This is a genomic window from Nocardia sp. NPDC024068 (assembly GCF_040638875.1).
GTDB lineage: Bacteria > Actinomycetota > Actinomycetes > Mycobacteriales > Mycobacteriaceae > Nocardia.
Genome location: NZ_JBEZYU010000030.1, coordinates 40953 through 61076 on the forward strand (window position 1 = coordinate 40953; position 20124 = coordinate 61076).

Here is a 20124-nt window from a genome sequence, read left to right on the forward strand (position 1 = left end):
GCCGCGCTCACCCGCCGGGAGCGCGGAATGGATCACCGATACCTTGCTCCGATCATTGCATATGCACTGAAACATGTTCCAGTATTGAAGGGTAATCAGCCCATGTAGCCAGTCCCGCCGGTGGTCGCTTGTTAGGCTTGCGTCATTGGGCGGGAAAAGGAGTTCCGATGAAGGTCAGTGTTGACTTCGACCAGTGTGAAGCGAACGGAATCTGCGCGGGAATCGCTCCCGACGTGTTCGAACTCGATGATGAGGATATGTTGCACGTCGCCGAGGGCGAGGTCGCGCCCGATCAGGAGTCGCAGGTTGCCGAGGCAGTCGCGCAATGCCCGAAAGCGGCATTGAAGTTGCTGTGAATCTGCTCTTGCCGTGAATAAGAACACGTTCTAGAGTCGGCCCGGTGAGCGATACAGATAACAGCCTTGCCGGGCGAGTTGCGATCGTGACCGGAGCGGGTGCGGGCCTCGGCAAGGCCGAAGCGCTCGCGCTGGCCTCCGCCGGTGCCTCGGTGGTGATCAACGATCTCGCCGAGTCCGACGCCGTGTCCGAGACGCTGGAGCAGATCCGCGCTCTCGGCGCGAAGGCGGAATTCGTCGCCGGCAGCGTCGCCGAGCGGTCCACCGCGGACGCGCTGGTCACCACCGCCACCGAAGCGTTCGGCAGCCTGGACATCGTGGTCAACAACGCGGGGATCACCCGCGACAAGATGCTGTTCAATCTGTCCGACGAGGACTGGGACGCGGTCCTCGCGGTACATCTGCGCGGACATTTCCTGCTGACGCGCAATGCCGGTTCCTATTGGCGGGCCAAATCCAAGGAAACCGGCGCGCCGGTCTACGGACGGATTGTCAACACCTCTTCCGAAGCCGGTCTGCTGGGACCGGAGGGGCAGGCCAACTATGCCGCCGCGAAAGCCGGCATCACGGCGCTGACGCTGTCGGCCTCCCGGGCGCTGAACCGCTTCGGGGTCCGCGCGAACGCCATCTGCCCGCGGGCGCGGACCGCGATGACCGAGCAGGTCTTCAGCGCGGCCCCCGAGGGCGAGGTGGATCCGCTCTCGCCCGATCATGTGGCGCGCCTGGTCGCCTACCTGGCCTCTCCGGCCGCCGAACGGGTGAACGGACAGGTCTTCGTGGTCTACGGGTCGATGGTCGCGCTGATGGCCGCGCCGGAGGTCGAGCAGCGTTTCGATGCTGCGGGTTCGCAATGGTCTGATGACGATCTGGCCACCACGCTGAGCGGCTACTTCGCCGGACGCGACGAAGGTCGTACCTTCTCTGCGACGGCACTGCACGAGTTGGGTTGATCGGGTCCGGTCGGGCGGGAGCCGGGATATTGTCCCGGGACTCGCCCCCCGTGAGTTGAACAACCGTCCAGTCATTGGTAAACAAGTGGTCGGAACTGTGCCCGGCCTCACACAATGATGCCCAAGACGTATGAATCTTGTTTCAGTCTCGCTGTCTGGGATTGCGACAAGTTTCCAGTTCACAAGCCTCAAAATGGCCCCACATAGGAAATGAACGTGTTCTACTTAGCGGGGCATTGCGCCGGGTGCGCCCCGGTCTGCCGCCAGCGGGACCAGCAGTTAGGCAAGGAGGATCCATAGTGAACGAGGTCCTTGCCGTCCCATTGCGGGCCGTCGGCGGATTCTTCGAACTCGCCGCCTCGGTGGCCCGGGCCAGTCTGCGCCGGCCCTTCCAGATGCGCGAGTTCATCGATCAGTCCTGGTTCGTCGCGCGAGTGTCCATCATCCCGACACTTCTGGTGGCGATACCTTTCACCGTGCTGGTGAGCTTCACCCTGAACATTCTGCTGCGCGAGATCGGCGCCGCCGACCTCAGCGGCGCGGGCGCCGCCTTCGGCGCGGTGACCCAGGTGGGTCCCATCGTCACCGTGCTCATCGTGGCCGGCGCCGGAGCCACCGCCATCTGCGCGGACCTCGGCGCCCGCACGATCCGGGAAGAAATCGACGCCATGAAGGTGCTCGGTATCGACCCCATCCACCGGCTGGTCGTGCCGCGAGTGCTGGCCTCGATGTTCGTCGCGCTGTTGCTGAACAGCCTGGTGTGCACCATCGGCATCGTCGGTGGATTCCTGTTCTCGGTGTACCTGCAGGACGTGAACCCGGGTGCGTTCGTCAACGGCATCACGCTGCTGACCCATCTGCCCGAATTGCTCATCTCCGCGGTCAAGGCCGGCCTGTTCGGTCTCATCGCCGGGCTGGTCGCCTGTTATCTGGGTTTGAACGTCAAAGGTGGTCCCAAAAGTGTCGGTGACGCGGTGAACCAGACAGTGGTTTTCGCCTTCATGGCGCTGTTCGTGGTGAATGTCGTGGTCACCGCCGTCGGCCTCAAATTCGCGGTGCGGTGATATGTCGGCCTCGGTGATCCTGCAATCCCGCTTCCCCAAAGTCACCCGTCGTTTCCGCCGGTGGTCGAACGCCCTCGACAACCTCGGCAAACAGGCCGTCTTCTACGGCAAGGCGCTCGGCTCCATGCCCCGTGCGATCGTGCACTACCGCACCGAGACGATCCGGCTCATCGCCGAGATCAGCATGGGTACCGGTGCGCTCGCGGTGATCGGCGGAACCGTGGTGATCGTCGGGTTTCTGACGCTGTTCTCCGGCGGCACCATCGCCGTGCAGGGCTACAGTTCGCTCGGCAATATCGGTGTCGAGGCGTTGACCGGCTTCTTCGCCGCGTTCCTCAATGTCCGCATCGCGGCGCCGGTGATCTCCGGGATCGGTTTGGCCGCCACCATCGGGGCGGGGTCGACCGCTCAGCTGGGCGCCATGCGGGTGGCCGAGGAGATCGACGCCCTGGAAGTCATGGCCATCCGGCCCATTCCCTATCTCGTCGGCACCCGGGTGCTCGCCGGCATGATCGCGATCGTGCCGCTGTACGCCCTGGCGGTGATCGCCTCCTTCGTCGCCAGCCGTTTCGCGACGGTGGTGATCTACGGGCAGTCCGCCGGTGTCTACGACCACTACTTCTCCACATTCCTTATTCCGAGCGACATTCTGTGGTCGTTCGCGCAGGCCATATTCATGGCATTGGCGGTGATGATGATCCATACGTATTACGGCTACACCGCGGCCGGCGGCCCGGTCGGGGTCGGCGTGGCCGTGGGTAACGCGGTGCGCAGCTCGCTGGTCGCGGTGGTCACCGTGACCCTGCTGATCTCGCTGGCCGTCTACGGCACCTCCGGCAACTTCAACCTTTCCGGATAGGCGCCATGACCGACATGATCAGAGGTACGCGCGCCGGGGTGCCGGCCGGGACCGCGGGTGGGTCGTCCCGCGGTACCGGAGAGCCCCTGGCGCCGCCGCGTCCGGTGAGCCGCTGGGTCGCGTTCCAGCGGGCCGCCGGATTCAAACTCGCCGGCACCGCGATGGTGCTGGGTGTGGTGGCCGCCGTGACGGTCTCGCTGACCTTCTTCTTCGGCGGGTTCACGCCCACCGTGACCGTGACGGTCAGCGCTCCGCGTAGCGGCCTGGTGCTCGACCCCGACGCCAAGGTCAAGGTGCGCGGAGTCCAGATCGGGCGGGTCGCCGGATTGGATCGCACCGACGAGGGCACCGATCTGCGGCTGGCGCTGGACCCCGACAAACTCGATCTCGTGCCGGCCAATATCACCGTCGATATCCGCTCGACGACGGTATTCGGTGCCAAGTACATCAACTTCGTGCTCCCCCCGGAACCCGAGAAACAGTCACTGCAGCCGGGTGCGCGGCTGACCGCCGACCGGGTGACCGTGGAATTCAACACCATGTTCCAGCACCTCACCGATGTGCTGGCCCAGGTGGAGCCGGAGAAGTTGAACGCCACCCTCACGGCGCTGGGCACCGCCCTGCAGGGGCGCGGCGAAACCCTGGGGCAGCTGCTGGTCAACAGCGACGCGCTGCTGCGGGAGATCAACCCGTCCATGCCCACACTGCAACGCGATCTGAGCACCACCGCCACGGTGACCAACCTGTACGCCGATGTCTCCGGCGATCTGCTGCGCACCGTCGACGGCGCGGCCGTCAGCAGCCGGACCGTCGCCGAGTCCGAATCCGATATCGATTCGCTGCTGGCCGACCTGACCGGTCTCGCCGACACCACCGGCGCGACCCTGCGGGACAACGAAGCCCAGATCGGTACCGCGCTGGATCTGCTCCGGCCCACTAGCGAACTGCTCAACAGCTACAAGGACGCGCTGTTCTGCCTGGTCAGCGGCTCCGCCAAGGCGTTGCCTGCCGGTGAGGCGGTATTCGGCGGCGGACAGGAGGGCGTGGCCCTGAACACCGGTTTCATGTACGCGACCCCGCCCTACACCTATCCGAACGACTTGCCGAAGGTGAATGCCACCGGCGGCCCGCGGTGCGGTGGCATCCTCGATCGCGTACCCGACAGTCATTCGAGCTATGTGGTCACCGATACCTCCGAAGGACATCCGTACACCCCGTCTACCAAGCTGAACCTGAACGCGCCCAAGGTCTTCCAGGTGCTGTTCGCCGGACTCCCGGGGGTGGGACAGCCATGAAAAACACCGCAACCACCGTCAAACTCGCGATCTTCACACTGGTGATGAGCCTGGTATTCGCCGGGCTGGTCGTTGTGTTCTCGCAGGTGCGGTTCTCCAGCGAGACCGGCTACAACGCGGTCTTCACCACGGCTTCGGGCATGCTGCCCGGCGATAAGGTGCGGATCGCGGGCGTACCGGTCGGCTCGGTGTCGGCTGTGCAGGTCGACGACGAGTATCACGCCCACGTCGAATTCGACGTCGATACGAAATACAAGCTGCTCACCAGCACCCGGGCGACGATCCGGTACGAGAACCTGGTCGGTGACCGCTATCTGGAACTCATGGAGGGGCCCGGCGAGGCCACCACCATGGGCAAGGGCGGCACCATCGGCCTGGACCGGACCGCGCCCGCGCTCGATCTGGATATGCTGCTCGGCGGTTTCAAACCGCTGCTGCGCGGTCTGGACCCCGCCCAGGTCAACGATCTGACCAACGCGCTGCTGCAGATCTTCCAGGGTCAGGGCGGCACGCTGGTCGAACTGCTCAACAGCGGTGGGTCGTTCACCAAAACCCTGGCCGACCGCGACGCGCTCATCGGCAGCGTGATCGACAATCTGAACGCGGTACTGAAAACCATCGACGATCGCGGCGACCAGTTCGCCACCACCATCGACGAACTGCACCGGCTGGTGAGCGGCCTGGCCGCCGACCGCGACCCGATCGGCGACGCGCTGCCGCGGATCGCCGACGCCACCAAGGCGACCACCGATCTGCTCGCCCAGGCGCGACCGGACCTGGCCGCCACCATCGCCCAGACCGGCCGGTTGGCCACCAATCTCGACAACGGCCAGGACACCGTGCAGTGGGTGCTGGACAAGCTGCCGGAGACCTACCGCAAGCTGATCCGCATCGGTTCCTACGGTTCGTTCCTGCAGCTGTACGTCTGCCGGACCAACTTCCTGATCGACGGTCCGGACGGGAAACCGCTGCTACTCGAACTGCCCGGTGAGCAGACGACCGGAAGGTGTGCCAGCGAATGAAAGAGCAATCGCGCGCCGTGACCATCGGTGTTGTCGGGCTGGTGCTGGCCGCGGCCGTGGCCTTGTCGGCGCTGCAGTTCGAACGGCTGCCGTTCATTCGCGGCGGCGCCTTCTTCACCGCGTACTTCGCCGATGCGGGCGGGCTGGTGACCGGCGACGATGTCGAGGTCGCGGGTGTGCGTTCGGGCAAGGTCGAGGACGTGAAGCTGGACGGCGCGCAGGTGCTCGTCCGCTTCAGTCTCACCGAATCCATCGTGCTCGGCGACAAGACCGCCGCCGCCATCAAGACCAACACCGTGCTCGGCCGTAAATCGCTGTCCGTGAGCCCGGCCGGTGACGGGAACCTGACCGTCTCCGACACCATCCCGCTCGACCGCACCACCTCGCCGTACTCGCTGAACGAGGCGCTCGGCGATCTGGCCGGAACGGTCCAGGACCTGGACCTGCAGAAGGTCGACCAGACGCTGGACGCGCTGTCGGCCGCCTTCGCCGAAACCCCCGCGCCGCTGCGTTCGGCCCTCGACGGTGTGACCGCGCTGTCGCGCACCATCAATGCCCGCGATCAGGCGCTCCAGGATCTGCTGACCCGCGCCCAGAGCGTCACCAAAATCCTGGCCGACCGCGCCGACGCCATCAACGGGCTGCTGGTGGACGGCAACCAGCTGCTGGGCGAACTGGACCGGCGGCGCACCGCGATCAGCCAGATGATCGTGTACGTCAACGCGCTCGCGCAGCAGCTGTCGGGCCTGGTGCACGATAACGAGGCGCAACTGCAACCGGCGCTGGACAAACTCAATTCGGTACTCGATCTGCTGCAGCGGAACCGGGACAACCTCACCGGCGCGCTCGACGGCCTCGGCCCCTTCGCCGCGGCGCTGGGCGAACAGGTCGGCAGCGGGCCCTACTTCAACGCCTACGTCGTCAACGCCAGCAGTGAGACCCTGCATCCGCTGGTCGACGCGCTGGTCTGGCCGCAGCACCTGCCGGAATCGCTGCGTGCCTACATGTTCGAGCCCGGTCCCAAGATCGGCCCGTCCGCTGAGGAGCCGCCGCGATGATGCGATACCTCCGCCACCGCTCCGGCCTCCGCGGAACGCGTGAACTCTTTCCGAGGAGCCACCCATGACCAGTGTGAAGGACAAGGTCCGGGCGGTTCCCGGTAAGTGGGTGGCGATCGTCGCCGGTGTCCTGGTGGTGGCGCTCGTCGCCTTCGGCGGATACACGGCGTTCCAGCGGATCAGCAAGAACGAGATCACCGCCTACTTCACCTCCACCAGCGGCCTCTACGCGGGCGACGATGTGCGGGTGCTCGGCGTGCCCATCGGCAAGATCGACAGCATCGAACCGGGCAAGGACCAGGTCGAGGTGACGATGTCGGTCGACGGCGGGGTCGACCTGCCCGCCGACGCGCGGGCGGTCATCATCGCCCCCTCGCTGGTCTCGGCCCGCTTCATCCAGATCGCGCCCGCCTACACCGGCGGTGACACCCTCGGCGACGGCGCCCAGATCCCACTCGAGCGCACCGCGGTGCCGGTGGAATGGGACGACATCAAAACCGAGCTGAACAAACTGTCCACCGCGCTCGGCCCGGTCGGTGACGATCCGCAGGGGTCGTTCGGCCGGTTCGTCGATACCGCCGCCGACAACCTCGACGGCAACGGCGATGCCTTCCGCAGCACCCTGCACGAACTCTCCGCCACCCTGACCACGCTGTCCGACGGCCGCACCGATCTTTTCGGCACCATCCGCAATCTGCAGAAGTTCGTGGATGTGCTGTCCAAGAGCAACGATCAGATCGTGGAGTTCGGCGGTCGGCTGGCCTCGGTGTCGTCGGTGCTGGCCGGGGTATCGCAGGATCTGGGCGCCGGGCTGGACAATCTGGACCTCGCGCTCGGCGATGTGAAACGGTTCCTGGACAGCAGCGGTGGCGAGCTCACCGAAGGTGTGCAGCGACTGGCCGATGTCACCCAGATCCTGGTCGACAAACGACCGGAACTCGAGCAGGCCATGCATTCCGGCCCGACCGCGCTGGTGAACTTCTACCAGATCTACAAACCCGCCCAGGGCACACTGACCGGCGCGATCTCGCTGAACAACTTCGCCGACCCGGTGAGCTTCCTGTGCGGTTCGGTGCGCGCGCTGGAACAGAACGAATCCGATACCAGCGCCGACCTCTGCGCCGAATACCTCGCCCCGGTGCTCAGTTCGCTGGCGATGAACTACCTGCCGATCATGACCAACCCGGCGACCGGTGTGACCGCGTTCCCGAACCAGCTGGAATACACCGACCCGTCGCTGGCCGGCCGGGTGGATCCGCAGAAGGTGGGCCCGCCGGCCGCGCCCGAACCGGCGCCGGTCACGGTTCCGGCCGGGATCGCCGGTTTGGCGATCCCCGGTCTGCCACAGATTCCCGGCCTGCCCGGAGGAGGACGATGATGCGCGCGCTGAAGCTGCCGGCGGCCCGGCGGCGGGTCGCGGCGGCGGTCGTCGGGCTGGCGCTGGCGCTGCCGGTCACGGGATGCCAGTACGACGGATTGAACTCGCTGCCGATGCCGGGTACCGAGGGCATCGGCGAGGGCTCCTACGAGGTCAAGATCCAGATGCCGAATGTCACCACCCTGACCCGGAATTCGCCGGTGCGGGTCGACGATGTGGCGGTCGGCGCGGTGACCGATATCGAGGTCGAGGACTGGCACGCGCTGGTCACGGTCTCGCTGAATCCGGGAGTGGTGTTGCCCGCCAACGCCACCGCCAAAATCGGCCAGACCAGCCTGCTCGGCAGTAATCACGTCGAACTCGCCCCACCCACGGATACTGCGCCCGAGGGTCGCCTGGTGGCCGGGGACGTGATCCCGCTGAACCGGGCCGGGGTCTATCCGACCACCGAACAGGTGCTGTCCTCGCTTTCGGTCGTACTCAACGGCGGTGGTATCTCGCAGTTGGAGAACATCACCCGCGAACTCAACTCGGCGCTGGTCGGGAACGAGGAAGAGGTCCGCGACCTCATCCCGCAGATGAACGATCTGATCTCCAACCTCAACGCCCAGCGCGACGACATCATCAACGCGATGAGCGGTCTGGACCGGCTCAGCGGGCAATTCGTCGAGCAGACCGATGTGGTGGAGCGAGCCATCGAGGACATCCACCCCGCCCTGACGGTGCTCGCCGACCGGCGGCAGAACATCACCACCACCATCACCAAACTGGGCGAACTCAGTGATGTGGTGAACCGGCTGATCGCCACCAGCGGAGACAATCTGAAGGCGAATCTCGCCAATCTGGCCCCGGTGCTGCAGACCCTGGCCGACACCGGAACCGACCTCACCGAATCGCTGAAGATCATCGCATCGTTCCCGTTCCCGCTGAAGAACCTCGACAACGCGATCAAGGGCGACTACCTGAACCTGTTCATGACCGTCGATATGACCGGAAAGCGGCTGGACTCCAACTTCCTCACCGGAACCGGGCTCGGCGGAATGTTCGGCGGTGTCGAGGTCGCTCTCGGCCAGGTCGCCGGACCCGCGGGAGAACAGGGCAATCCGCTGGCCACCCCGCTGGCCCCGCCGCCCGGAACTCCCAGCGACCAGCCGCAACCGACCATTCCCGGGCTGCCACCGATCCCCGGCCTGCCCTCTATCCCCGGGCTGACGGTGCCGCTGCCCGGGCAGCAGCCGCAAGGGGGCGTGGGCCCGTGAAACTCACCCGATTCGTCCGGATCCAGCTGACGATCTTCGCGATCCTCACGGTGGTCGGACTGACCATCATGGGCGGAACCTATGTAGGTGTGCCCGCGCTGCTAGGTATCGGCCGCTACGAGGTCACCGTGGAACTGGCCGCCACCGGCGGGCTCTACCAGAACGGCAACGTCGCCTTCCGCGGCACGAATGTCGGTGTGGTGCGCGAGGTCCGGCTCACACCCGACGGGGTCGAGGCGAAGCTGTCGGTCGACAGCGACTACAAGATCCCCGCCGATTCCTCCGCGCTGGTACGCAGTGTGTCGGCGATCGGCGAACAGTACGTGGACCTGGTGCCCCCGGAGAACCCGGGCGACGGGAACCTGTACGACGGCAGCGTGATTCCGGTGGACCGCACCGAACTGCCCCAGGATGTGGGCGCCCTGCTGGATCAGGCCGACCGGTTGCTGGCCAGTATCGCCGACACCCGGCTGCGGCAGGTCATCGACGAGGCGTTCCGGGCGTTCAACGGGGCCGGCCCGGATCTGCAGCGGTTCATCGACTCCGCCGCCCTGCTCGTGCAGGAGGCCAACGACAATGTCGGCCCGACCAAACAGCTGATCGAGCAGATCGGCCCGCTGCTGGACACCCAGGTGAACTCCGATGCCGCGATCCGTTCGTGGACCCGCGACCTCGCGACGGTCACCGACACCCTGCGGGCCCACGACCCGGCGTTGCGCAATATCCTCGCCAACGGTCCCGCGGCCCTGCAGACGGTGAACCAGCAGTTCGCCGACCTGCGCCCCACCCTGCCGCTGCTGCTCAACAATCTGGTGAGCCTCGGGCAGGTCGGAGTCACCTACCATGCCGGTCTGGAACAGATCCTGGTCGTCTATCCGCCGCTGATCGCGGCCCTGCTGACCGCGGTGCGCGGGCCCATGGAATACGGCGCGATGGTCGACTTCATGACCACGCTCAACGACCCGCCGCCGTGCACCACCGGCTTCCTGCCGCCCGATCAGCGCCGCAGCCCGAGTGAGACCGACACCGTTCCCACGCCCGAAGGCCTGTACTGCAAGGTCCCGCAGGATGACAAGACCGCTGTACGCGGTATCCGCAACACTCCGTGCATGGAATACCCCGGCCGTCGCGCCCCGTCCCCGGAGCTGTGCCGCACGGGATACGTTCCGCTGGGCACGAATCCGCCGTTCGGCCCCCCGCAGCCGGTGGCCCCGACCGAGCCGCCGGCGCCCGGAGTGGCCCCGGCCGCCGCGCCCGACACGGGCCCCGGGGTTGCGGGAGTACCCGCGGCACCTGCTAGTTTCTCGGGCGCAAGCACCCCCGCCGCCGCTCTCTCGTACGATCCGGCCACCGGGGTCTATACCGGAACCGACGGGCGTAGCTACCGTCAGGGCGATATCTCGCCCGGCGGATCGGGCACCGTACCCGCGGATTGGCAGGCAATGTTCGAGGAGCAGCAACGATGAGCGAAACCAAGGACCCGCGCCGTACCCGCAGGAAGTCCAGCCGGACGGCGGGTCCGCCGGTCGAGGGCGCCCCTGTCGCCGCGACCGAGAAGGCCGGCAGCTCCGAGGCCGCCGCCGAGGCATCGGCGAGCGCCGCGTCGGCCGACCGGGCCGAAACTCCTACCGAAAAGGTCGAAACGGACACGGTGGGTGCCGCGGCCGGGAAGGCCGAAGCCGATAAGGCGGAGTTCGCGGCCGAGCCAGCCGGGGAGGACACCGCGAAACTCGACGCGCCGACGGAACGGGTCGCGGTGGCCGTCGGCGGCGACAAGGCCGCCGAGCCCACCGTCGCGCTGGACAAGCCCGCCGGGAAAGCGACCACCGAGACTCCCGGCGCCGTGGAGGCCGAGAGCGAATCGGGTGATACCGACACGGCGAAGTCCGGCCGGCCGTGGAAGCGGATCGTGGCGCTCGCCGCCGCGGCCGTACTGGTGATCGGCCTGGTCGGTGCGGCCGTCGTCTCGACGATCGCCGTCCAGTCCACCCAGCAGCGCGATGAGCGGCGGGCCGAATATGTCGCGACGGCGCGCCAGACCATCCTCAACCTGACCACCATCCGCGCCGATACCGCGAAAGAGGATATCGACCGGATCCTCACCATGGCCTCCGGCGAATTCAAGACCGAATTCGACGGCCGGGTGGATCCGTTCACCGAAATCGTCAAACAGGCCAAGGTCGTATCCACCGGCGAAGTGGTCGAATCCGCGGTGGAACGCGACGACGAGAATTCCGCGGTGGTCCTGATCGCGGCCAAACAGACACTCACCAATGCGGGAGCACAGGACCAGCAGCAGCGGTTCTACCGCTTCCGGGTGACCGTGTCACGCGCCGACGACGGCTCCCTGACCGCCTCCGACGTGAAGTTCGTGGCGTGACCGGGTCAGGCCCGGAGGAGGTAGCGGAGCGTAACCCCGGAGGGTTCCCGGTCGCGCCGGATGCACACAGCGTGACCGGGTCGGACCCGGAGGCGGCAGCGGAAAGGACCGGTATGAAACTGCGTAACAAGATCCTGCTCGGAATCACCGCGGTGGTGGTGGTCGCGGCCGCGGTGGTGGCCGGGATCGGCGGTTACCGCTACTGGGACTACCGCCAGTCGGAACAGTCCCGCACCGATGCCGTCGCCGCCGCCTCGAGCACGGTGTCGGCGATATTCAGCTACGAACACCAGACGGTGGAGCAGGAACTCCCCAAGGCCGCCGACAACCTGACCCCCGACTTCCGCGCCGATTACCTCGAGCTCATCGACAAGGCGATCGTGCCGGGCGCCAAGGAGAAGGAACTGACCGTCAAGGCCACCACCCAGGCCGGTGGCGTGGTCACCGCGGACCGCGCGCACGCCACGGTGCTGCTGTTCCTGAACCAGGTGACCACCAGCAAGGAAAGCCCGCAGGGCGCCACCACCGGCAGCCGGGTGCGGGTCACGCTGGACAAGGACGACGACCAGTGGCTGGTTGGGTCGGTAACCCCGATCTGATCGAGAGACCTCGACAGCCCCTGTCACCAGGTATGGCAGGCAGGGGTCGCACGTTTCTTGCGCGGCTATGTCGACATCAAGATTCGATGAGACCGAGATTCACCAACACCACGCCCGCCGTACGTTCGTCCGGTGGTGACACGTCGTCAGCGTGATCGAACATTGCCCGCACCCGTTCTGGAAGCCTCCCCGCAGGACGCTCGCTCATTTCCCGCAGTTCCCTGCGTAGTGAACGTTCGGCCGGATCGAGTGGTGGTCTACGTCGCATGATGGTCCGATCGATAGGCCTGAGGTCGTCCTCGTCGGCGTCTCGAGTACCGACGCTTCGGTTCGGTGCTGCCGGTAGGTAGTCCCCAATCGGTAGCCCTGTAGTCGGCGGAGGAGTTTCCGGGAGCCCTACATCGGCTTCCAGCTCCTCTAGTGCCTCGCGATGCAGGTGTAGTACCCGCTGGTGGGCGATCTGCAGGCTTGGTGCGTCCGCAGCGCTACCGTCACAGAGAATGCGGTTCCAAGGACGACTGTGGTCCTTGACATAGTTCGTGCTGACTCGTTCTCGGCGGAGGGTCCGCTTGACGACCAGCGCCGAAGCGATGGTGCAGCCCAGTTGCCCTTCGGAGAACGGGCCATGCTCACAACCTATCCACGGCAGTCCAGGGCGCCGCTGCGGCCAATTGAGATGGTTGTAGAAGACATAGGCGGGAATGCAGCCCGCCCTGAGAGCATCTTCGATCAGCAGGTCGTTTTGGTATCGCACGCCGTCCGGCTGATATCTGAGGTCGTACCCACCACGGCGGTTGGCGCGTTTGGCTTGTATACGCATGCCGAATCCGATATCTCCGGAGTGGAACCACCATTCCCAGTCCGCGCCGTTCGTACGTTCCTCGTCGCTCGAGAACGGGCGAATCGCTACTCGATCACCATGGGCCAGATCGATGGCCCGGAGATTCTCCTCGGTATGTGTCACTTCGCTGGACGGCCAGCCCTTGCGGTGCTCCGCGGCCAACGCTTCGAAGGTCAACTCGGCACGACGGCTCAGAGTTCCGCACAGTGATCCCACCGTAGAGACCCGTGCGCCGCAACGTCGGCAGAAGACGTCGTTTTCACCGATTCGCTGACCACAGCTACAGTCCACTCATTCCCCTCGCCGCATTTGCGTGATCTCTCCACATGTCATGACCGAATTACCCGGAGGCGTATCATCATCCAGCATTGCGGCACGGGTGGGCGCCGCTGGATGGCGACTTCATGGGCGACTGAGGGAGCGAACTGCCCGCATCAGGGCAGCGATATCTGTCAGGTCATCGAGGATCAGTTCCGCGCCGGTCAAGGTAGTCGCCGGGCTACCTCCAGCAGCCACGGCGATGATGCGAGCCCCGCCCTCTACGGCAGTGGCGACATCGCCCGGGCTATCACCGACCAGCACGGTGTTGCGTTCGCAGAAAGTCTGTCCGAATGCTGTCTTGGCGCGCGCCTGGGCGATCGATACAAGTGTGGGCCGGTGCCTATCATCGTCGCCGAATGCGCCGACCGTCAGATCCAGATGGCTGTCCAGGCCGAAGGTGGCGAGTTTTATTTCGGCCACGGTGCGAGTGTTGCCGGTGAGCACTGATTGCCGGACCGTTGTCAGGCTCGCGAGCTGGCCGAGAGCCTCCTCGGCCCCCGGCATGATGCGGCCGGTCAGCGCGAGATCGGTCTGCCGCTCGCGGTAGGCGGTGGCCAGCGCTTCCGCGAAGACTTCGAATGCGGGTGGGTCATCCACAGCGTGGAGTGCGGCGGTGGCCCGATAGATATCGGGCTCGGTGCGCCCGGTGACCTGCGGCATTTGAAGCAAGGGCTGGTGGACTACTTGCTCGAAGGCCGCAGCAAAGGCAGCGCCGCCGACACCGCGGGTCTCGATCAGGGTGTGGTCGATATCCCACAGGACCAGGACGTCGGGGTTCTGGGCGATTACCATGCGGTCGCTACCTCCTGGTTCTACTGTGAACGATATGGGCATGTCGCCGCGACCCGACGACGGTATCGGTCTTCGTATTCGGCTACATCGCGAACGGCTCGGGCGTACCCAGGTCGTCATAGCGGGGCTGTCGGGCATCAGCGCCGACTATCTCGGTCAAATCGAGCGGGGGCGCAAGACGCCGAGTGCGAGTGTGGCGTCCGCAATCGCTGTTGCCCTCGGCGTACCGGTCGGCTCGCTGTTCGGCGACGAGGTCCGGTCCGAAATCGGTTCAGAAGGCGCTCGGGGAGAACATCTCGCGTCGGCACTGATCACCCGTGCAGGTGACCCGAAGCCCGTAGACGAACTGGCCCGGCGAATCGACAATGCGTGGGCTATCTGGCTGAACGATCGTGAGCGTTACAGTCGACTGCTGCCCCTGCTTCCGGGCTTGATCCAGGACACAGAAGCGGCTCGCCGCAGTTTCTGCTACCAGCGGGAACGTCGGCGGATATCGGGGCTCGCGAGCGACCTCTATGCATTGCTGCGCACTGTCACCCGAAGGATCGGCCGGTCCGATCTGTCGTTCTTGGTTGCCGACCGTGCGCTGCGTGCTGCGGAGGACGCCGACGATCCGATACGTATGGCGGTCGCGAATTGGAATATCGGCCATACCTTGCTGCTCGTCGAGGAGTACGACGCGGCGGTCGATTTGGTCGAAACTGTCAGCAAACGAGCTGATTTCGAATCCGCTACTGCAGCTACGGCGGTCGCGATGACGGGAGCCCTCCAGTTGGTTGCGGCGGTGGCCGAGTCGCGGAACGGACGGACTTGGCGTGCTCGCGATCGCCTGAACCGGGCGAGTGCGTGCGCCGCTCGATCGAAAGGCGTTCGCCCTACCGGCCACACTATGTTCGGCTCGGTCAATGTTGAACTGCACGCCCTCTCGATAGAACTGGAAGCCGGCGAGTCGACCGAAGCGCTGCGTATGGCGGATCGCGTGGATATCGGTCGATGCCATTCTGTGGAAAGACGTTTCACGTTGAGTCTTGATTTGGCGCGGGCATACGCGTTGCGCCGGGAAGAGGCAGGAACGTTGCTGCATCTCATCGAGGCCGAGCGGACGGCGCCAGAGGATTTCGCTCATGATTCTCGTGCCCGGGATATGGTGCGCGGCCTCGTCCGTAGCTCACGCAGAGATACCCGCACCCATGCCGCCACACTGGCGGCGCGGGCCGATATCAGCTGCTGAACCCGGTCTGGTGGGCAACCCGGTCTGAGAGACCGGGTTGCCCGGCGCTTTCCGGCTTAATTTCGTCGAAGCCCCGCCGCCGGGTCGACGCCGTTTTCCGCATCGACGGAACACCCGGGACCGCGATGCCGACCGGTACTCCTCGGCGGCGGGTGCTCACGAAATGAGTCGAGCAGCGAGGAGGCTCCCGCGTGGAGTGGGAAAGCGGCGGCGGACTGCAGAGTCCGACATACCGAACGGCCGGGATGCCGGTGCAGCCCAGGGCAATAGGTCTGGTGCGACGGGATGCGGCTGGTGGGGAGCACATCGACCTTTACGCCTTGGCCGCACATCACGGATATCGACTGGTATTCACGGTCACGATGGATATCGGACCGGTGGCGGCCGCACTGGTAGTCGCCCAGCACCTGTACGAATACAGTGCCTCGGCGGTGGTCGTGCCGAGCTTCGAACACGCCGAAACCTCGCGGCATGCGGTGACCGACCTCGCCGCTCTGATCACACCGATGCAGGTCTATCCGCGTGGTTACCGATGGCCGCTGCCGGACTTCGATGGTGAGGGACACCTGTGAGCGTTTGGGACGTTGCTCTTATCGCTTTGGGTGTCGGGTTGCTGGGGCTGACCGCTTTCTTGATGCGGCCAGAAGACCATGTGGACCACGACAGGCCCGACCAGCTCGGCTCTACTCGACAGGAAGAGGCCGATTCCGATGACCGGTGTCGTACCCATAGTCGCTAACGCGGACGCACATCGTAGGCGCGCGCCGAAAGTGTGAGAGCCGCCTGTGGGACTCGAACCCACAACCTACGCATTACAAGTACGTTGCGCTGCCAGTTGCGCCAAGGCGGCGGAGCATCCGTGATTTCCGGTTGCTCGGAGGCCGATCATACGGGGCCGTCACCGACTTCGCGAAACCGCTTCACCGGGAGCGGGGACAGCCCCGGATCGTCGGTGCGGCCTCGAGGGGACCGGGCCGGGCAGCAGAAAGCCCGGCCGTTGGGCTACTCACTGGCTTCGGGCCGCCACCGGTTGGGTGACGGCCGGGAACCAGTGAGCGGAGACGGCCGGGCCTGGTGGTGCGTTGAACCCTACTTGCGGGCGGCCTCGTCGGCCGCCATGGCGTCGCGCAGGCTCTTCGGACGCATATCGGTCCAGTTCTGCTCCACGTACTCCACACAGGCAGCGCGGCTGTCCTCACCGAAGACAACCCGCCAGCCGGCCGGGACCTCGGCGAAAGCAGGCCACAGGGAGTGCTGTTCTTCGTCGTTGACCAGGACGAAGAAGCGGCCGTCCTCGTCGTCGAACGGATTGGTGCTCATTTCACCTCACTGGGGTGCTCGCGTGGATGTAAAGGGATCTGTCCGGGTCCGGCGCGGCGAGCCGGGGTCTGGCTTCCGGCTGCCGTGTCGCGAACCCAACGATGGTGTCGACCCTAGCAAGCCCGGTGTTAACGGTGGGGTCTCACCTCACGAGGCGAAGAAATCCAGCAGGATCTTGTTCACCGTGTCCGGACGCTCCAGATACCCGTAATGACCGGCATCGGGAACCTCCTGGTAGCGGCCGCCGGGAATGGCGTCGGCGACCTCCCTGGACAGGTACGGCGGGATCATCCGGTCGTCGGCGAATCCGACGGCCAGGCAGGGCACCTTGATCTCGCGGTAGGCCTTCAGCCGGTCGAAATCGTGATCCATCCGGCGCTGGGCGCGGATTCCCGGCGGGACCGGGCCGCCGGTGAACTCGAACAGGTCGAGCCAGTCCCGGGCGGTATGCGGGTTGGCCATGGTGGCGGGGGAGAGGTTCATGACCGCGGTCAGCGCCGCCTCGTATTTCGCCGGCAGCCGCGCACCGGCGGCGTCGAGATCGTGCTCACCCAGCGACAGGGTCTTCTGGAACTGGTCCAGCCGGCCGTGACCGGCCAGGAACACGGCCTTGCGGACGAGTTCGGGCCGGGCGAGCGCCAGCTCCTGCGCGACCCGCGCACCCATCGAGGTGCCGACGACCAGCGCCGGACCCTCGTCCAGGAGTTCGATCAGGCCCGCGGTATCGGCCACCATCTGGTCGATGGTGATGCCTTCGGTGCCCTCGTGGGAAGGCGCGATACCCCGGTTGTCGAAGGTGCAGACCCGGTAGCCGGCGCCCAGCAGTGTCGGGACCTGATGAAGCTCCCAGACCCGGCCCGGACTGCCGGTGCCCATGATCATCACCACCAGCGGGCCGCCGCCTTTGACGTCGGTCCCCCGAGAACGGTCTCCCTTGATCTGATAGTTGAGCGATATTCCGTTCACCGTGGCCAACGGCATCCTGGAGGCCCCTTCCTCATCGTTTCTGCTTCACACGGTATAGCCCCGCAGGCCCGCCCTGTGTTACCACGGCGTGTTACCGCGGCGTCAGCGACGACATCCGTGGCCAGATACCATGGGCATTTCACATACACGCGTTACTGCAGGGAGGATTGAGATGGCCGCGAAAAGCAGCGCCAATGGTATCGCCGACGACGAACTGGAGCCCCTCGCCGACGAGACCGCTCGTCAAGCGCAGCGGGTCGTGGCCGCCTACGCCACCGATGCCGACGAATGCCGCATGCTCCTGTCGATGCTGGGTATCGGCCCGGGGGTTCGTACCGAATAAGCTGTTTCCGTAACCGCACCAACCGGGCGCCACGGTCACGCAAGCTACTGCCTCCGGGCGCTGACTGGTCGTTGCGGGGTGCCGGCGCCAACGGCGACGTCGGTGGATCCACACAACTACATGGCGTATTGCGCCGCGCAAAGGATGCGTGAGTGGACCAGATGACCGATCAGCCGTCCAGCGAAACCACCCCCGGGAACGAATCCGCCGTGTCCGCGAACCAGGCCGATAACGGGGCCGGGCCGGTCGGTAGCCCGATCGAGCCGGCCGAGGCCGTCCCCGAACCGGTGGAAGCCGAACCCTTGCGCGAGCGCGGCGCCGGATCGGGATTCGTGGTTGTCGCCAACCGGCTCCCGGTGGATCTGGAGAAGCTGCCCGACGGCACCACGCGCTGGAAACGCAGCCCCGGTGGTCTGGTCACCGCGCTGGAGCCGGTGTTGCGCAGCAACCGCGGCGCCTGGGTGGGGTGGGCCGGGGTGCCCGACGTCGAGGTGGATCCGATCGTCGAGGACGGGCTGGAACTGCATCCGGTACCGCTGGCCGCGCAGGAGGTCTCCGACTATTACGAGGGCTTCTCCAACGCCACCCTGTGGCCGCTCTACCACGATGTGATCGTCCGCCCGGTGTACCACCGGGCCTGGTGGTCGGCGTATGTGCAGGTCAACCGTCGTTTCGCGGAGGAGACGGCGAAGGTCGCGGCCGAAGGCGCCACGGTCTGGGTGCAGGATTACCAGCTGCAGCTGGTGCCGAAGATGCTGCGGATGCTGCGTCCCGATCTCACCATCGGATTCTTCCTGCACATCCCGTTCCCGCCGGTCGAACTGTTCATGCAGATGCCGTGGCGCACCGAGATCGTGGAGGGCCTGCTGGGCGCCGATCTGATCGGTTTCCACCTGCCCGGCGGAGCCCAGAACTTCCTGTATCTGGCCCGCCGCCTCGCCGGCCAGCCCACCTCGCGGGGCACCATCGGAGTCCGGTCGAAGATGGGCGTGGTGCAGGTCGGGTTCCGGACGGTACGGGTCGGGGCCTTCCCGATCTCGATCGACTCCGCGGGGATGGACGAACACTCCCGGCGCCGTTCGGTACGGGAACGGGCCGCGCAGATCCGCTCGGAGCTCGGTAGCCCGAAGAACGTCCTGCTCGGCGTCGACCGCCTCGACTACACCAAGGGCATCGATATCAGGCTCAACGCCCTCGAAGAGCTCCTGGAAGAGGGGCGGATTGACCCTGCCGAGACGGTGATGGTCCAGCTCGCCACTCCCAGCCGTGAGCGGGTGGACAGCTATATCCAGATGCGCGGCGATATCGAACGTCAGGTGGGCCGGCTCAACGGCGAGTTCGCCCGGGTCGGCTATCCCGTGGTGCACTACCTGCACCGTCCGATAGCACGCGAGGAACTCATCTCGTTCTTCGTGGCCGCCGACGTCATGCTGGTGACTCCGCTGCGCGACGGGATGAACCTGGTCGCGAAGGAGTACGTCGCCAGCCACAGCGGCCTCAACGGCACCCTGGTCCTGAGCGAGTTCACCGGCGCCGCCGCCGAGCTCCGCCAGTCCTATCTGTGCAACCCCCACGACCTCGACAGCGTGAAGGACGCCATAGTCTCCGCCCTCACCGACGACCGCGAAACCCGCCGCCGTCGCATGCGCGCCCTCCGCCGCCAAGTCCTCGCCCACGACGTCGACCGCTGGGCCCGCGCCTTCCTGGACGCCCTCGCCCAGGGCCAGGTCGCCGGCAAAGCCCTCATGGCCGACGCCAACCAGGACTACCCCGAGTAGGGCATTCCTTGCGTTGCCCATCGACGGATTGCGGCAGCTGAGCACTGCAGCGCCGCGGTCGAGCCGGCGCACCGGCCCGCCGGTGCCCGCCGCGGCGACCTCTGGCGATGCGGCTCTTGGAGGTCACGGCTGATCGCGCTGCCCGTGGACCCGGATCTCCCGGTGCCGACCCGCCCACCCGGTCATCATCCGGATGCCTCACTTCCCCGAACACGGTCCACCCTCCCGGCGCCGAGTTCAGCGAGGCCCTGAAAGGGTTCGGCCCGCGTCTGCTGTCAGCCCTCGAAGCGCATGTGGCGAAGCCACGAGTCT

The 20124-nt window shown here is 66.0% G+C and carries 20 protein-coding genes and 1 tRNA gene; 16 read left to right on the plus strand and 5 right to left on the minus strand.

Annotated features, from left to right (window positions below; genetic code table 11):
• Nucleotides 1-167: 167 nt before the first annotated feature.
• The 12 genes from AB0F41_RS21135 to AB0F41_RS21190 all read left to right on the plus strand — a co-directional run bounded on the left by AB0F41_RS21135 (nucleotide 168) and on the right by AB0F41_RS21190 (nucleotide 12220).
• Nucleotides 168-356 carry a ferredoxin gene (locus AB0F41_RS21135; RefSeq protein WP_357426290.1) on the plus strand — a complete coding sequence of 63 codons (189 nt, stop codon included), beginning with the start codon at nucleotides 168-170 and terminating at the stop codon, nucleotides 354-356.
• A gap of 44 nt (nucleotides 357-400) precedes the next feature.
• Nucleotides 401-1306: a 3-oxoacyl-ACP reductase gene (locus AB0F41_RS21140; RefSeq protein ID WP_357426292.1), complete on the plus strand. Its 906-nt coding sequence runs from the start codon at nucleotides 401-403 to the stop codon at nucleotides 1304-1306.
• Between the two features lie 299 nt (nucleotides 1307-1605).
• Entirely contained in the window at nucleotides 1606-2370 is a 765-nt protein-coding gene (locus tag AB0F41_RS21145) for an ABC transporter permease (RefSeq protein ID WP_357426294.1), read from the plus strand.
• Nucleotide 2371: 1 nt separating this feature from the next.
• On the plus strand, nucleotides 2372-3229 hold the full coding sequence (locus tag AB0F41_RS21150) for an ABC transporter permease (RefSeq protein WP_357426296.1): 858 nt from the start codon (nucleotides 2372-2374) through the stop codon (nucleotides 3227-3229).
• Between the two features lie 161 nt (nucleotides 3230-3390).
• Entirely contained in the window at nucleotides 3391-4524 is a 1134-nt protein-coding gene (locus AB0F41_RS21155; RefSeq protein ID WP_357426330.1) for an MCE family protein, read from the plus strand.
• Complete coding sequence (locus tag AB0F41_RS21160; RefSeq protein ID WP_357426298.1) at nucleotides 4521-5546, plus strand: MCE family protein; 1026 nt, start codon at nucleotides 4521-4523, stop codon at nucleotides 5544-5546. The genes AB0F41_RS21155 and AB0F41_RS21160 overlap by 4 nt, the downstream gene beginning before the upstream one ends.
• Nucleotides 5543-6604: an MCE family protein gene (locus tag AB0F41_RS21165; protein WP_357426300.1), complete on the plus strand. Its 1062-nt coding sequence runs from the start codon at nucleotides 5543-5545 to the stop codon at nucleotides 6602-6604. The genes AB0F41_RS21160 and AB0F41_RS21165 overlap by 4 nt, the downstream gene beginning before the upstream one ends.
• Before the next feature lie 64 nt (nucleotides 6605-6668).
• Nucleotides 6669-7982, plus strand: coding sequence for an MCE family protein (locus AB0F41_RS21170; RefSeq protein WP_357426302.1), 1314 nt, complete (start codon nucleotides 6669-6671; stop codon nucleotides 7980-7982).
• Nucleotides 7982-9241 (plus strand): MCE family protein, encoded by a 1260-nt coding sequence (locus AB0F41_RS21175; protein ID WP_357426304.1) that lies wholly within the window; start codon nucleotides 7982-7984, stop codon nucleotides 9239-9241. The genes AB0F41_RS21170 and AB0F41_RS21175 overlap by 1 nt, the downstream gene beginning before the upstream one ends.
• Complete coding sequence (locus AB0F41_RS21180; RefSeq protein ID WP_357426306.1) at nucleotides 9238-10707, plus strand: MlaD family protein; 1470 nt, start codon at nucleotides 9238-9240, stop codon at nucleotides 10705-10707. Before AB0F41_RS21175 ends, AB0F41_RS21180 begins: the two co-directional genes overlap by 4 nt.
• Complete coding sequence (locus tag AB0F41_RS21185) at nucleotides 10704-11621, plus strand: hypothetical protein (protein ID WP_357426308.1); 918 nt, start codon at nucleotides 10704-10706, stop codon at nucleotides 11619-11621. The genes AB0F41_RS21180 and AB0F41_RS21185 overlap by 4 nt, the downstream gene beginning before the upstream one ends.
• A 113-nt stretch (nucleotides 11622-11734) precedes the next feature.
• The gene (locus AB0F41_RS21190) at nucleotides 11735-12220 is read left to right on the plus strand and encodes a h domain protein (protein WP_357426310.1); all 486 of its coding nucleotides are present in this window, start codon (nucleotides 11735-11737) and stop codon (nucleotides 12218-12220) included.
• Nucleotides 12221-12296: 76 nt separating this feature from the next.
• On the opposite strand, the gene AB0F41_RS21195 is transcribed toward AB0F41_RS21190, so the two are convergent.
• Nucleotides 12297-13238: a DUF6615 family protein gene (locus tag AB0F41_RS21195; RefSeq protein ID WP_357426312.1), complete on the minus strand. Its 942-nt coding sequence runs from the start codon at nucleotides 13236-13238 to the stop codon at nucleotides 12297-12299.
• 225 nt (nucleotides 13239-13463) lie between these two features.
• Entirely contained in the window at nucleotides 13464-14174 is a 711-nt protein-coding gene (locus AB0F41_RS21200; protein WP_357426314.1) for an HAD hydrolase-like protein, read from the minus strand.
• 34 nt (nucleotides 14175-14208) lie between these two features.
• Here AB0F41_RS21200 and AB0F41_RS21205 point away from each other — a divergent pair, with 34 nt between their 5' ends.
• Nucleotides 14209-15405, plus strand: coding sequence for a helix-turn-helix transcriptional regulator (locus AB0F41_RS21205; RefSeq protein ID WP_357426316.1), 1197 nt, complete (start codon nucleotides 14209-14211; stop codon nucleotides 15403-15405).
• Between the two features lie 362 nt (nucleotides 15406-15767).
• Entirely contained in the window at nucleotides 15768-15977 is a 210-nt protein-coding gene (locus AB0F41_RS21210; RefSeq protein WP_357426318.1) for a hypothetical protein, read from the plus strand.
• Nucleotides 15978-16182: 205 nt separating this feature from the next.
• Here AB0F41_RS21210 and AB0F41_RS21215 read toward each other — a convergent pair.
• The 3 genes from AB0F41_RS21215 to AB0F41_RS21225 all read right to left on the minus strand — a co-directional run bounded on the left by AB0F41_RS21215 (nucleotide 16183) and on the right by AB0F41_RS21225 (nucleotide 17706).
• Nucleotides 16183-16255 (minus strand) — tRNA-Thr (locus tag AB0F41_RS21215).
• A 239-nt stretch (nucleotides 16256-16494) separates the two neighbouring features.
• Nucleotides 16495-16725 (minus strand): MbtH family protein, encoded by a 231-nt coding sequence (locus AB0F41_RS21220; protein ID WP_030522889.1) that lies wholly within the window; start codon nucleotides 16723-16725, stop codon nucleotides 16495-16497.
• A 147-nt stretch (nucleotides 16726-16872) separates the two neighbouring features.
• The gene (locus AB0F41_RS21225; RefSeq protein ID WP_357426320.1) at nucleotides 16873-17706 is read right to left on the minus strand and encodes an alpha/beta hydrolase; all 834 of its coding nucleotides are present in this window, start codon (nucleotides 17704-17706) and stop codon (nucleotides 16873-16875) included.
• Nucleotides 17707-17863: 157 nt separating this feature from the next.
• Here AB0F41_RS21225 and AB0F41_RS21230 point away from each other — a divergent pair, with 157 nt between their 5' ends.
• Together AB0F41_RS21230 and AB0F41_RS21235 are read left to right on the plus strand one after the other, a co-directional pair.
• Nucleotides 17864-18034 carry a hypothetical protein gene (locus tag AB0F41_RS21230; RefSeq protein WP_357426322.1) on the plus strand — a complete coding sequence of 57 codons (171 nt, stop codon included), beginning with the start codon at nucleotides 17864-17866 and terminating at the stop codon, nucleotides 18032-18034.
• A gap of 161 nt (nucleotides 18035-18195) precedes the next feature.
• A complete protein-coding gene (locus AB0F41_RS21235; RefSeq protein ID WP_357426332.1) occupies nucleotides 18196-19812 on the plus strand; it encodes a trehalose-6-phosphate synthase in 1617 nt (538 codons plus the stop codon).
• The last annotated feature ends 312 nt before the right edge of the window (nucleotides 19813-20124 follow it).

Coding starts and splice junctions, on each gene's coding strand:
- AB0F41_RS21135 (WP_357426290.1), top strand. CDS start 168: ATGAAGGTCAGTGTTGACTTCGACCAGTGTGAAGCGAACGGAATCTGC.
- AB0F41_RS21150 (WP_357426296.1), top strand. CDS start 2,372: ATGTCGGCCTCGGTGATCCTGCAATCCCGCTTCCCCAAAGTCACCCGT.
- AB0F41_RS21155 (WP_357426330.1), top strand. CDS start 3,391: ATGGTGCTGGGTGTGGTGGCCGCCGTGACGGTCTCGCTGACCTTCTTC.
- AB0F41_RS21160 (WP_357426298.1), top strand. CDS start 4,521: ATGAAAAACACCGCAACCACCGTCAAACTCGCGATCTTCACACTGGTG.
- AB0F41_RS21165 (WP_357426300.1), top strand. CDS start 5,543: ATGAAAGAGCAATCGCGCGCCGTGACCATCGGTGTTGTCGGGCTGGTG.
- AB0F41_RS21170 (WP_357426302.1), top strand. CDS start 6,669: ATGACCAGTGTGAAGGACAAGGTCCGGGCGGTTCCCGGTAAGTGGGTG.
- AB0F41_RS21175 (WP_357426304.1), top strand. CDS start 7,982: ATGCGCGCGCTGAAGCTGCCGGCGGCCCGGCGGCGGGTCGCGGCGGCG.
- AB0F41_RS21185 (WP_357426308.1), top strand. CDS start 10,704: ATGAGCGAAACCAAGGACCCGCGCCGTACCCGCAGGAAGTCCAGCCGG.
- AB0F41_RS21190 (WP_357426310.1), top strand. CDS start 11,735: ATGAAACTGCGTAACAAGATCCTGCTCGGAATCACCGCGGTGGTGGTG.
- AB0F41_RS21200 (WP_357426314.1), bottom strand. CDS start 14,174: ATGGTAATCGCCCAGAACCCCGACGTCCTGGTCCTGTGGGATATCGAC.
- AB0F41_RS21205 (WP_357426316.1), top strand. CDS start 14,209: ATGGGCATGTCGCCGCGACCCGACGACGGTATCGGTCTTCGTATTCGG.
- AB0F41_RS21210 (WP_357426318.1), top strand. CDS start 15,768: ATGGATATCGGACCGGTGGCGGCCGCACTGGTAGTCGCCCAGCACCTG.
- AB0F41_RS21220 (WP_030522889.1), bottom strand. CDS start 16,725: ATGAGCACCAATCCGTTCGACGACGAGGACGGCCGCTTCTTCGTCCTG.
- AB0F41_RS21225 (WP_357426320.1), bottom strand. CDS start 17,706: ATGCCGTTGGCCACGGTGAACGGAATATCGCTCAACTATCAGATCAAG.
- AB0F41_RS21230 (WP_357426322.1), top strand. CDS start 17,864: ATGGCCGCGAAAAGCAGCGCCAATGGTATCGCCGACGACGAACTGGAG.
- AB0F41_RS21235 (WP_357426332.1), top strand. CDS start 18,196: ATGACCGATCAGCCGTCCAGCGAAACCACCCCCGGGAACGAATCCGCC.